Source organism: Pontibacter diazotrophicus (genome assembly GCF_003367245.1).
Taxonomy (GTDB): Bacteria; Bacteroidota; Bacteroidia; order Cytophagales; family Hymenobacteraceae; genus Pontibacter; species Pontibacter diazotrophicus.
Genome location: NZ_QRGR01000008.1, coordinates 194,133 through 206,100 on the forward strand (window position 1 = coordinate 194,133; position 11,968 = coordinate 206,100).

Genomic DNA, 11,968 nt, shown 5'->3' on the forward strand with positions numbered 1-11,968 from the left:
AGCCTTCAGACGCATAAAAAATAAACTATGAACGGTATGATGAAAAATAAAATAAATTATAAGCATAAACTGAACACGCTGTTGGCTATGTTATTTGCAGTAGTGCTGGTAAGCTGTGGCGGAAGTGATGAAGTTGGTTCCGAAAATATGATCTCTGGAACAAACAGTAAAACCTGGGTGGCTGATGAGGAAATGAATTCAGCCGGTCAGGAAGTAGACCAGGTAGATAGCGATGAGCAGGGAGGAATGCAGTTTTATGCTGATGGCCGCTTTGCGATGGGCGAAAGTGGTATGTTAAGGACAGGTACATGGTCCTTTGATCAGGCTGCCAATCGCCTGACACTTCAGTTTGAGGATGAGGACGTAAGCCAGAACTTTGAAGTGACGAAGCTGACGGAAGATGAAATGAACTTAAGAGTGCCGGATGGCTCGGAAATGAAGCTGAAAGCAAAATAAGGACGCAACTCTTTCCGTAATCTATAGTATATAAAAGAGAAGTTTCGATTTTTTAAGCGGCAGTCTGCGTAACAGCAGGCTGCCGTTTTTGCTTTCGAAGCAGCGGGCGCAGTGAAAGCAGGCCAACTAAAGGCCCGACAGCGAGTAAAACGAAAGACAGGTGTGGCGGTATAACAGTAAGCAGGTAACCCGTAACTTGTATGCTTCCGATGGTGATGGCAAACCCAATAGAGGTGACAACGGTAAGGGCTGTGCCCACAAGCTGAGGAGGTGCCGTTTTAGCAGTGAGCGCAGAAAGCTGCGGCGAGTCACCTACCACCACTATTCCCCAGAACAGCAGAAAAGGCAGCAACAAGGCAGGCTCCTGCAGCACCCATACCGACAGGATGCAGCAAACACCTGACAGCAGCAACTGCACAAATGCCACCCAACTGCTGCCCCAGCGCTGCGATAGATATCCTCCCCCGATACACCCGATAGCCCCGGCCGCTATTACACTGAAGCTATAAATTGAGAGTTGATCCGGTGACAGTTGCGGAAGTCCGTAGGCTAATATAAAAGGTACAAAAGCCCATAGGGTATATAACTCCCACATATGCCCGAAGTAGCCAAAGGCCGCAGCACGAAATTCTTTTTCCCTGAACACCTTCAGCATATTGCCCATATCAAACCGTGTGCCCTTGCTGTGGTAAGGACCATCAGGCACCAACAGGTACATCAGCACACCTCCCAGAGCTGCCAATGCACTAACGGCTAACAGCATTGTTTGCCAGGGAAGATTTGTCCCGAGTCCCCGCAGCAGGTGCGGGAAAGCAGTGCCCAGCACCAGCGCCCCCACCAGGTAACCGATGGCCTTGCCTAACCTGCCACTGTACCAGCTAGCCGCTATCTTCATGCCCACCGGGTAAATGCCCGCCAGCAGAAAACCTGTCACCGCACGCAACAGCAGCACTCCTCCCACGCTTGTAGCAGAAAACAGCACCAGGGCATTGGCTATGGCACCCAATAAGGCACAAATCAAAAACAATAGCCTTGGTGACATGCGGTCAGCCAGCGAGAAAAAAGCAAAGCAGAGTGTGCCGAGTATGAAGCCAAACTGCACAGCAGATGTGAGCAGGGGCAGCGCGCCTTCTTGCAGTTGCAGCGACGCCTGCAACTCCGGCAGCACCGCGTTGCCGGCAAACCAAAGCGAGGTGCCTGCAAACTGAGAAAACACAATAGTCGGCAGAATACGGGCAGGTGCTGAAGGTGGCGTGGCTGTTTGGGACATTCTGAGTTAGAAAGTTAAAGGGTTAGAAAGTTAGAGAGTTAAAAAGTTTAAAAATTGGGTTGTTTAACTAAGATATTAATAGAATAGACAGGAGATAACCTGATGATACAAAATGAGCTTTGCCGTGACTGGGAGTCATCTAATATAATGCCAGCGGGGCGGCATCAAACTATAACTTTCTAATCCTCTAACTTTTTAACTTTCTAACTCGGAAGGCTCTCTACCTCAAAAGGTTGTTTCGGCAAATTTCTCCAGTGTCTTGCGGGTTTCGTAGGTGCGTTCGAACATGCCCATGTGCCCGGTTTTGGCGATAAAGTAGACCATGCTATTATCGGGCAGGTGGCATTGTTCCAATGCTTTCTCCATCGGTACGGCACCATCATCTTTTCCGAAAATAAACAGCACGGGGTATTTTGCCTTCTTCAGCACCTCTGATCTGTCAGAGCGGTCGCGCATGGCGGCGAGCGCACCCAGTACCGTTTCTTTAGGTGTCTGGCGGCCGATTTCCTTCATCATCTCGATCTCTTCTTTCAGCCGTGCCCGGTTTTCGCTGTAAAAGAGCGGCTCTACAAAAGGGTTGATGAAGTTTACCACTCCATGACGCTCTACATAATCGATCGTTTTGTTACGGTTTTCTTTCTTCTCATCTGTGTCGGGTAGGGCAGAGGAGTGGAAGAGGCAGAGACCATTTAGCATGTGGCTATACTTTTCTGCGAAGGCCATGCTAACGTAGCCCCCCATGGAATGCCCGATCAGGAGGCACTTCTTTACGCCCAGTTCATCTAACCGGCGCTTCACATCCTCGGCCATGTCTTCCATGCTGTAGCTGCTGATACCTTCCGTATTATCGCCGTGGCCGGGGAGGTCCAAAGCGATGGTTCTGAACTGCTGCTGCAGCGGCTTCATAAAATCTGCCCAAACCTGCTTACTCTCACAGAAGCCATGCAGGAAAACTAATGCATCAACGGAACCCGCATCTATATAAGTGTTTGCCATATTGTCTGAATCAGGATTTACAGGATGTTGAGGATACACAAGATTGAATTTACAAATTTATTTCATTTGAGTCTTTCATACTTGGTTATGAACTGAAGGATACATTCAGAGTATATTATATTACAGTGAATTATGATGCATCAGTAATCCAGTTCATCCTTAACATCCTGTAAATCCTGATTCAGACAAACAAAAAGCCTCACAGGGCTTAACACACTGTGAGGCTTTATATACAATTATTGTATTTTTAATCTAAACCCGCGCCTTCACCGAAACGCCCATCATTTCACGAACGGTGCGCTCAATAGCTGCAGGGTCCATGCCTGCTTCTTTGTGTAGTTCTAACTGTGAGCCATGCTCGAAAATCTGATCAGGTATACCCAAACGTTTTACCTGTGAGGTATAGCCATTGTCGACCATAAACTCCAGTACAGCGCTACCGAAGCCACCCTGCAGGCAGCCGTCTTCCACGGTAATCACTTTCTCATACTTGCTAAAGATATGGTGCAGCAACTCCTCATCCAGCGGTTTGGCAAAGCGCATATCGTAGTGGCCAGGGGTAATACCGTCGTACTTCAGCTTTTTGCACACATCAACCGCATAATTGCCAATATGGCCGAAGGTAAGGATGGCTACTTCTTCACCTTCCTGTACGGTGCGGCCTTTGCCGATTTCGATTAGCTCCAGCTTTGTGCGCCACTTCGGCATCACACCTTCACCGCGCGGGTAACGGATGGTAAACGGACCGGCACCGTCTTGTGTAGCAGTATACATCAGGTTGCGCAGTTCCTTCTCGTTCATAGGAGCAGATACCACCATATTCGGGATGCAGCGCATATAGGCAATGTCATAGGCACCATGATGGGTAGGACCGTCGGCACCGGCAAAACCAGCTCTGTCGAGGCAGAAAACCACCGGCAAGTTCTGCAGGCATACATCGTGCACCACCTGGTCGTAGCCGCGCTGCATAAACGTGCTGTAAATGTTGCAGAACGGAATCAGACCTTGCGTGGCTAAACCAGCAGAGAAAGTAACCGCATGCTGCTCGGCAATGCCCACGTCAAAGGCACGATCCGGCATGGCCTTCATCATAATGTTGAGAGAGCAACCGGAAGGCATGGCAGGCGTAACGCCCATTACTTTAGGGTTCTGCTCCGCCAGTTCTACAATGGTATGGCCAAACACATCCTGGTACTTTGGAGGCTGCGGCGTGTCGTGGTGCTTTTTATAGATCTCGCCCGTAATTTTATCGAACAGGCCTGGCGCGTGCCATTTGGTCTGATCTTTCTCGGCCAGGGCAAAGCCTTTGCCTTTAGTGGTGAGGCAATGCAGGATTTTCGGACCCGGGATATGTTTCAGGTCTTCCATCACTGACACGAGATGGTCTATATCATGTCCGTCAATCGGGCCGAAGTAGCGGAAGTTGAGGCCTTCGAACAGGTTGCTCTGCTTCAGGATAGCCGCTTTCACGCCGCTCTCAATCTTTGAGACAACCGTGCGGGCATCCGGGCCGAACTTGCTGATTTTGCCCAGTATTTTCCACACCTCGTCACGCATCTTATTATAGGTGCGGGAGGTGGTTATATCGGTGAGGTATTCTTTCAGCGCACCTACATTCGGGTCAATGCTCATGCAGTTGTCGTTGAGCACTACCAGCAGGTTGGCGTTCGCCACGCCGCCATGGTTCAGCGCTTCAAAGGCCATACCGCCCGTCATGGCACCGTCGCCGATCACGGCAATGTGCTGGCGCTGGTCTTCGCCTTTGTATTTAGAGGCAACGGCCATACCCAGTGCCGCCGAGATGGAGGTGCTGGAGTGGCCTACGCCAAACGTATCGTACTCGCTTTCTTTTCTTTTCGGGAACCCGGAAATGCCGCCATACTTGCGGTTGGTGTGGAAAATATCGCGGCGACCCGTCAATATTTTGTGCCCGTAAGCCTGGTGCCCCACGTCCCAGACCAGTTGGTCGTAGGGAGTGTTGAACACATAGTGCAAGGCTGTTGTAAGCTCCACTACGCCGAGACTGGCACCAAAATGGCCGCCATGTATCGAAACGACATCAATGATATACTGCCTGAGTTCCTGGCATACCTGCAACAGTTGCGCTTCCTTCAGCTTCCTCAGGTCGGCAGGTGTGTCGATGGAGGCCAGCAGCTCTCCGGGTTTAATAATCATAGGGTTGTCTTTATAGACCCAACAAAAAAATGTAGCGAAAGTTTACTAATGGCAACAATTACGCTAACAGCCAACGGGTAAAGTTAATAAAATTAGATAAAAGCATACTCTTTAGCCGCCTTGTTTCATACGGAAGCGAAGAAAAAAAGGCTTATATTATATAGTGAAAGCTATATTTATATTGAAATAAGTTGCTTAGGCTGCTTTTTAGAAGGCAAAGTTATGGCGGCAAGGGCAAATATTTTTTCTGATACACGCTGATTTGAGGCAGAAGTTCTGAACCATGCCTGTCCGGCTTTTGGTTGTAGAGGAGGCTTTTATGGTAGCTGTCTGCCGAAAATCCTTATTTTTGTGAACTGCGCTGTGCCAAGCGCCTAAACCATAGCTTATAACAGGTGAGTTTCGAGATTAAATTACCATTGTTCAAAGGGCCCTTTGATTTGCTGCTCTTCTTTATTGAGCGCGACGAACTGGACATCCACGATATTCCGATCTTTCAGATTACGAATGAATTCATGGGATACCTGCAGCAGTTAGAGCAGCTTAACATAGAGGTAGCCAGCGATTTTATTCTAACGGCTGCAACGCTCATGCGCATAAAGGCTAAAATGCTGCTGCCGCGCGCTGACAAAGACGAGGAAGGCAATGAAATAGACCCGCGTGAGGAGCTGGTACAACACCTGCTGGAGTACAAAAAGTATAAAAGCGCTATTCCGGATCTGACCGCCATGGAAGAGCAGCGTATGGCACAGGAGAACAGAGGCAACATACACGAGGAACTGCAGCAGATAGCTCTTGCTAACCATTTTGAGTACGAACTGCAGGACCTGAGCCTGTACAAGCTGATGCGGGTGTTCGAGAAGGTGATGGTGCGCTACGATGAGGAGCAAAGCCGACCTAAACACACCGTTATCACGTATCCGTATACCATTGAAGAACAGCGTGACCTTATCATGCGGATGGTGACGGAGCGCAATCAGCTGGCTTTCTCGCAGCTCATTGCAGAGTTTCCGGACAAGATCGGGATGATCTTCAACTTCCTGGCTATTCTGGACATGCTGCAGCTCAACCTGATAGGTGTGGAAGTGGGCGAGGGTTTCAATGATTTCATTATAACCGTGGCCGAAGGGCAGGCAGCGCAGGTAATGCAACTGTTGATAGAAGAGTAGCAGGAAATACAAAACAAAATTACTGTTCAGGCTAACCGTTTGGCATACGATTAGTTATAAGCTTTATGCCTCTGCCACCGCTGGCACTCTGCCGCAGAACGGGCAGGCTTAAGCCATTACACTTACATGGACCAGAACGAGAAGACAATACTTAAGAACTTTAGCCCCGTCAAAATTCTGATACCGGTATTTTTGGGTTTGGCGGCTACCGTCTGGCTTTTTATACGAGACGACAAGGTAAGTGAACTGAAGGGTTTAGCCCAGGCCAACGTATGGTGGCTGGTGGCGGCGCTGTTGGTGCTGGTGGTGCGCGATGCTGGCTATATGTACCGTATCCGCAGCCTTACAGATAAATTCCTGACCTGGCGCAACAGCCTCGACGTGATCATGCTCTGGGAGTTTGCCTCTGCCATTACACCTTCTGTAGTGGGAGGTACTACTATTGCCACCATTATCCTGAACAAAGAAGGTATTCCGCTTGGTAAGTCGCTGGCGTATGTCATGCTCACGGCTGTGCTGGATAACATGTTCTTTATTGTGGCGGCCCCCATTGCGCTGCTGCTGACGCAGGGGCAGGTTTTCCCCACATTCAACCTAGATCCATCCGATGTCACAAAGCTGCAGTCGGCCTTTTATGTCAGCTATAGCCTGATTGCAGTATATACCTTCGCCATGATTTATGCCCTTTTTGTAAAACCAAGGGCATTTAAGTGGTTGCTGCTAAAGGTTACTTCTATCCGCTTCCTGCGTAAGTGGCGCGTGAATGCGTTCCAGCACGGCAACGAAATTGTATGGGCATCGGAGCAACTCAAAGGCAAGGGATTTAATTACTGGTCCAGAGCTGTTATTTCGACCATTTTTGTGTGGAGCGCCCGTTACTTCCTGCTCAACTGCCTTATTGCCGCTTTTACCGATGTTACGCTCAGCGAGCACATGCTGATTATTTCCCGCAACCTGATCTTCTGGATTGTGATGCTGATTGCCATTACACCAGGTGGTGCCGGTATTGTGGAGATGGCGTTCCCAAGCTTCTTCGGCATATTCCTGGGCGGTTTCAGTAGCATCGTAGTTGTACTCTACCGCCTGATTACGTACTACCCATACCTCATACTAGGTTCTATTTTCCTGCCAAGGTGGATTGCGAAAGTCTTTGGGCACTATCCGAAGCAAAGTGAAGTACGGGCCTGACGCAAAGGAAATTTGATAAAGATGAATGAACAGAAAAAGCAGCATGAAGTTATACTTATGCTGCTTTTTTGTGACAGAAGCGGTGCTTAACAGATAAATACCAGGTGCAGAAGTCTTATTGTCACATAATAAATGCTACAACAGCCAATGTTTGTCAAGCACTAGTTCCAGCGGGACGACCTGTTAATAGAAATTATCTTGGCTTCCTCCCTAGCTCCAGCGGAGCGACCTGTTTCTATGATGTATAAACAGGCCGCTCCGCTGGAGCTAGAAAAACTTATGAAATACGAAGCTAACAACAGGTCGTCCCGCTGGGACTCTGGCATGAAGAATGTAAACCCAGGGAAATGAAAGTTATCATTATAGGAGGTGGAATAGGCGGTTTGTGTGCGGCTATTGCGCTTCAGAAGGCAGGCATCGAGGCGGTGGTGTATGAAGCCGCACCTGAACTAAAGCCTGTGGGAGCCGGAGTAGGTTTGGCTGCCAACGCTATGCAGGGCCTGGAACGCTTAGGCGTTTCAGAGGCAGTGGTGGCACGTGGGAAACAGCTGACAGCGCTGGTGATGTTTGATGAAAACGGAAAAATTATCAGCAACCTCGATACCCAACCGCTGAGCAGGAAGTACGGCATCAGCAACTTTGTGATACACAGAGCCGACCTGCACGAAGTGCTGCAGCATCACCTGCAGCCAGGCTCGCTGCTGTTAGACAAGCGCTGCGCCAGTATCAACCAGCAGGCAGAGCAGGTGCAGGTAAGCTTTACCGATGGCACTCAAGCCACAGCCGATTTGCTTATTGCCGCCGATGGCATTAACTCCGTGGTGCGCCGCCAACTACTGCCGCAGCGCCAGCCGCGCTACGCCGGCTATACCTGTTGGCGTGCTGTAATACAGAACCCGGGAGTGGAGATCAATACTATGATTTCAGCGGAGACATGGGCACCACAGGGCCGCGTGGGTATTGCGCCACTGCAGGACGACAGCATCTACTGGTATGCCTGCATCAATGCGCCGGAGCGTGATGCGCGCATGCGACAGATGGCTCCTGAAGATTTAGCAGCGCACTTTGAAGGAGTAAATCCTCCCATAGCGGCTGTGCTGGCTGGTACAAAACCGGAGCAGATCATCTGGAACGACATTGCTGACATAGAGCCTTTAAAAAAGTTTGTGTTTGCGCGGGTCGTGCTGTTAGGAGATGCTGCGCATGCAACTACGCCGAACATGGGCCAGGGGGCCTGTCAGGCCATTGAAGATGCGGTGGTGCTGGGGCAGTGCCTGGAGCAGCAAACCGCTATAGCGGCGGCGCTGGCACTATACGAAAAACGGAGAGTGGCCCGTACAGCTAAAGTTATTCGCCTCTCCAGGTTGCTGGGGCAGGTGGCGCAATGGCAGCAACCGCTGCTAGGCAGCATCCGCAACAGCCTTTTCCGGGCAATGCCTAAAAATATTACACAAAACCAGATGGAGTGGCTGTACAAGGTAGACTTTTAAGTAAAAATTATTACTTTCAGCGTAATCTGTCCTTTCTTTAATTTGTACATCCTTATTTATAAAACTTAGTACGGTGTTTGTTCCCGTATACCTGCACTATAAAAAGCATATCATGATAAGAAAACTATTGCTGTTACTGACAATCACTACATTTTTAAGCTGCTCCGACAGCAATACCGACTTGCTGGACGAACTGCAGGCTGCTGTTGATGAAGAGGAGATGGGGGAAAACGGGTATAATGTAGTAGAACTGGAAAGCCTGACAGATTTTGAATGGGATACGCTGTACTTCTTTCAGGCGGGAGAAGACAAGCGTGCTATCAGCGACGCGATTGGGTTTAGGTGGGAAGGCGAAACTGTGCCGCAACTTAATAGAAGGCTTCTGTTTACAAAAGATGGACAGGTCGTCTCTTACACCGACTATAACTACATGGAGTTCCCTTTGATGGTGTACGGCTGTAATGAAGACAGATGGGTGTATCCACGCAGTAGGTCCAGGTTTGCTACTTTTAAGTACTGTAGTGATGGCACTACCATTTATCCTTTTATTCCTGTGGAATGTGCTGGTAACCTAAGCGAAATGATAGAAACCGGTTGCCCGGAGGGAGAGGGAGAAGAGCCCGCAGTATGAGAAGGCGCTAGATTTAGCTAGATTAGAAAGAGCCGGGCTAACTAGCCCGGCTCTTTCTAATTGGGGTCAGGTCAGATGGTTGGAGCAACTAACTTGTGCTGGTTAGGTTTTATAACGCTCCAGTGTATCATTTCATCATCTCTGTTGGTTTTCTGCAGCCCCAGTTTCTCTAATATTCTGGCGGAAGCTGTATTGCTTATCAGACATTTTGCGGTCACTGCTCTTACTTCAGGCTGTTGAAAGGCCCAGTCTGTCAGGGCTTTGGCTGCCTCCATGCCATAGCCTTTCTTGTGCTCCTGCTCAATAATGGCATAGCCAATGTCAACCTCCCCCTCCGCATTCGGTCTTCCTTTAAAACCTGCATCGCCAATTACGGTCTTCTTGCTCTTCAGCACAATCATCCACGACTCAAACCCGGTTGGTTCCTGCACCAGTTCCAGGTTTCTTAGGATTTTTGGCAGCGTTTCAATGGCCTCCTGATCAGGCCAATTAGCAGTTATTTGTAGGCCGATCTCATTTAAAATGCTCGTATCCCCCGCTAAAAGGAAGCGGGTAGTTGCAAGTGTGAAGGGTATAAGTATGAGTCTATCAGTATAAATGGTTGCGGCGCTCATGCCAGTTCCTGATGTTAAAAAGCTGTTGATCAAGTGCCTTTAATTTGAGGGTCTCTTAGTGGTATGCCGTAGGCCTGGCACTAAGAGACCCTCAAACAAGTATAAATATTTTGTTTCCAGGAAAGCCGTGGTTTTGAACTTAAAGGTTCGTTAACGGCTGATGAAGAGAACGTATTTTCCGCCAGGAGTATGTACTACCATTGCTGCGGGAGAGGTTAGCCGGGCCTTCGTTACTACTAGTTCAGCGCTGCCCCTACCGGAACAGAGCAGTCGTGGCCTAGCTCGCCGTGGGGCGGATTTACGCCAGATGCTACTGCTCCTTTTATAACTGGCGTAGGAGGCGTAACTGTAGGTTGCATATTCAAATTAGGCTGTGCAGGAGCGCTCAAAGGTGTTCCAACCGGAATATCGCAACGGTGGTTTGGCTGGCCATGCGCTGGGTTTAGGGCTGCTGTTGCGCCCTGTGCTGCAGTACCTGTAGCTTGTGCTGAAGTTGTTGTGTTCAGAGGCGCTGTAGTAGTGGCCTCTTGCTCTTTCTCAGAAGAGCAGGCAACAAAACCTAAAACAGCAGCAGACAACAAAATACGTGATATTATTTTCATATGATAAAAGGAGTTGAAGTGAGGAAGATACACAAAAAATGAATTTATAGTTCTCTTTTGTTTAAGAGATTGATTTCAAAGTCAGGATGCATTTAGCTTATTTCAGCAGCAATTGTCTTTTGGGATGATATAAAACATACATGACGGCTTCCTCCTGCGTCTTGCACCCTGAGATTTTTAGCTAAGTATGATACAGGTTTATCATCAGCATAAATAAAAGATGGGGACTAAGGAGCCCCCATCTTTTTGCTCCGGATAAGTAAACCCGGGAACTGTCTGTTTTTTCGTGCTACGAGATGCGTGTATCGAAAAACAGAACCTACACCAACTCGTGCTTCATCAGGTACTCCGCAATTTGTACCGCGTTGGTGGCGGCGCCTTTGCGCAGGTTATCAGCTACAATCCACATATTTACAGTGCGCGGCTGTGTTTCGTCTAAACGGACACGCCCTACCAGCACCTCGTCTTTGCCGTGTGCATCTTTCGGCATTGGGTACTTCAGGTTTTTTACGTCGTCTACTACCAGCACACCTTCTGTTTCGTTCAGGATGCGGTAGATGTCGTCTAAAGAAAAGTCTTTCTCAAACTCTACATTTACAGACTCAGAGTGGCCGCCCATTACCGGTATACGCACGGCTGTAGCCGTTACCCGGATAGAGTCGTCGCCCATGATCTTCTTTGTCTCGAGGATCATTTTCATTTCCTCTTTGGTATATCCGTTGTCCTGGAACACATCAATGTGCGGCAACACGTTCAGATCAATCTGGTATGGGTACGCTTTCTCGCCTTCTTTGCCGGCACGCTCGTTCATCAGCTGGTCTACAGCCGCTTTGCCCGTACCTGTTACCGACTGGTAAGTACTTACCACAATACGCTTCGCCTTCAGCTCTTCGTGCAGCTTGTTCAGCGCCACCACCATTTGTATAGTAGAGCAGTTCGGGTTCGCGATGATTTTGTCTTCCTGCGTCAGCTCGTCTGCGTTTATTTCAGGCACTACCAGTTTCTTGGTAGGGTCCATGCGCCAGGCCGAAGAGTTGTCTACCACCGTGATACCAGCTGCTGCAAACTTAGGAGCCCACTCTGTAGAGGTGCCGCCACCGGCAGAGAAAATGGCAATTTGTGGGGCAGCCGCAATCGCGTCCTGCATCCCGATAACTTTTATCTGTTTACCCTTAAACTCCATCTGTTTTCCAACAGACCTTTCTGAAGCAACCAACAACAATTCATCTACCGGAAAATTACGTTCTTCCAGTACTTTCAAAATTTCACCGCCAACCAATCCTGTGGCGCCTACAACTGCTACTTTCATTGTTTTTAAGGTATAGATAAATAATTAATGTCTAATTTTTTATGGAGCTAAAGTGCCTTTAAACACCA

11 protein-coding genes are annotated in these 11,968 nt (G+C 48.8%); 5 read left to right on the forward strand and 6 right to left on the reverse strand.

Annotated elements, in window-relative coordinates; genetic code table 11:
* Nucleotides 1-36 precede the first annotated feature (36 nt).
* Complete coding sequence (locus DXT99_RS09015) at nt 37-456, forward strand: hypothetical protein (RefSeq protein ID WP_246000598.1); 420 nt, start codon at nt 37-39, stop codon at nt 454-456.
* Between the two features lie 52 nt (nt 457-508).
* Here the strand turns inward: DXT99_RS09015 and DXT99_RS09020 are convergent, their stop codons facing one another.
* From DXT99_RS09020 to dxs, 3 genes are all read right to left on the reverse strand, one after another.
* A complete protein-coding gene (locus tag DXT99_RS09020) occupies nt 509-1,726 on the reverse strand; it encodes an MFS transporter (RefSeq protein ID WP_115565212.1) in 1,218 nt (405 codons plus the stop codon).
* 225 nt (nt 1,727-1,951) lie between these two features.
* Nucleotides 1,952-2,722 carry an alpha/beta fold hydrolase gene (locus DXT99_RS09025; protein ID WP_115565213.1) on the reverse strand — a complete coding sequence of 257 codons (771 nt, stop codon included), beginning with the start codon at nt 2,720-2,722 and terminating at the stop codon, nt 1,952-1,954.
* Between the two features lie 252 nt (nt 2,723-2,974).
* On the reverse strand, nt 2,975-4,897 hold the full coding sequence (dxs, locus tag DXT99_RS09030) for a 1-deoxy-D-xylulose-5-phosphate synthase (protein ID WP_115565214.1): 1,923 nt from the start codon (nt 4,895-4,897) through the stop codon (nt 2,975-2,977).
* A gap of 395 nt (nt 4,898-5,292) precedes the next feature.
* On the opposite strand from dxs, the gene DXT99_RS09035 reads away from it, so the two are divergent.
* The 4 genes from DXT99_RS09035 (at nt 5,293) to DXT99_RS09050 (ending at nt 9,375) form a co-directional block, all read left to right on the forward strand.
* Entirely contained in the window at nt 5,293-6,066 is a 774-nt protein-coding gene (locus tag DXT99_RS09035) for a segregation and condensation protein A (protein ID WP_181885074.1), read from the forward strand.
* Nucleotides 6,067-6,192: 126 nt separating this feature from the next.
* Nucleotides 6,193-7,254, forward strand: coding sequence for a lysylphosphatidylglycerol synthase transmembrane domain-containing protein (locus DXT99_RS09040; RefSeq protein WP_115565216.1), 1,062 nt, complete (start codon nt 6,193-6,195; stop codon nt 7,252-7,254).
* Nucleotides 7,255-7,601: 347 nt separating this feature from the next.
* Nucleotides 7,602-8,744, forward strand: a complete 1,143-nt coding sequence (locus DXT99_RS09045) for an FAD-dependent monooxygenase (protein ID WP_115565217.1) — start codon at nt 7,602-7,604, stop codon at nt 8,742-8,744.
* Between the two features lie 112 nt (nt 8,745-8,856).
* On the forward strand, nt 8,857-9,375 hold the full coding sequence (locus tag DXT99_RS09050; protein WP_147294190.1) for a hypothetical protein: 519 nt from the start codon (nt 8,857-8,859) through the stop codon (nt 9,373-9,375).
* A 71-nt stretch (nt 9,376-9,446) separates the two neighbouring features.
* Here the strand turns inward: DXT99_RS09050 and DXT99_RS09055 are convergent, their stop codons facing one another.
* The 3 genes from DXT99_RS09055 to DXT99_RS09065 all read right to left on the reverse strand — a co-directional run bounded on the left by DXT99_RS09055 (nt 9,447) and on the right by DXT99_RS09065 (nt 11,900).
* Complete coding sequence (locus DXT99_RS09055; protein ID WP_115565219.1) at nt 9,447-9,989, reverse strand: GNAT family N-acetyltransferase; 543 nt, start codon at nt 9,987-9,989, stop codon at nt 9,447-9,449.
* Between the two features lie 236 nt (nt 9,990-10,225).
* Nucleotides 10,226-10,591: a hypothetical protein gene (locus tag DXT99_RS09060; RefSeq protein ID WP_115565220.1), complete on the reverse strand. Its 366-nt coding sequence runs from the start codon at nt 10,589-10,591 to the stop codon at nt 10,226-10,228.
* Nucleotides 10,592-10,910: 319 nt separating this feature from the next.
* Complete coding sequence (locus DXT99_RS09065) at nt 10,911-11,900, reverse strand: aspartate-semialdehyde dehydrogenase (protein ID WP_115565221.1); 990 nt, start codon at nt 11,898-11,900, stop codon at nt 10,911-10,913.
* Between the last annotated feature and the right edge of the window lie 68 nt (nt 11,901-11,968).

Bases quoted from the DNA above. Each gene is read 5' to 3' on its own strand.
- DXT99_RS09015 (WP_246000598.1), top strand. From the start codon at position 37: ATGATGAAAAATAAAATAAATTATAAGCATAAACTGAACACGCTGTTG.
- DXT99_RS09020 (WP_115565212.1), bottom strand. From the start codon at position 1,726: ATGTCCCAAACAGCCACGCCACCTTCAGCACCTGCCCGTATTCTGCCG.
- DXT99_RS09025 (WP_115565213.1), bottom strand. From the start codon at position 2,722: ATGGCAAACACTTATATAGATGCGGGTTCCGTTGATGCATTAGTTTTC.
- dxs (WP_115565214.1), bottom strand. From the start codon at position 4,897: ATGATTATTAAACCCGGAGAGCTGCTGGCCTCCATCGACACACCTGCC.
- DXT99_RS09040 (WP_115565216.1), top strand. From the start codon at position 6,193: ATGGACCAGAACGAGAAGACAATACTTAAGAACTTTAGCCCCGTCAAA.
- DXT99_RS09045 (WP_115565217.1), top strand. From the start codon at position 7,602: ATGAAAGTTATCATTATAGGAGGTGGAATAGGCGGTTTGTGTGCGGCT.
- DXT99_RS09050 (WP_147294190.1), top strand. From the start codon at position 8,857: ATGATAAGAAAACTATTGCTGTTACTGACAATCACTACATTTTTAAGC.
- DXT99_RS09055 (WP_115565219.1), bottom strand. From the start codon at position 9,989: ATGAGCGCCGCAACCATTTATACTGATAGACTCATACTTATACCCTTC.
- DXT99_RS09060 (WP_115565220.1), bottom strand. From the start codon at position 10,591: ATGAAAATAATATCACGTATTTTGTTGTCTGCTGCTGTTTTAGGTTTT.
- DXT99_RS09065 (WP_115565221.1), bottom strand. From the start codon at position 11,900: ATGAAAGTAGCAGTTGTAGGCGCCACAGGATTGGTTGGCGGTGAAATT.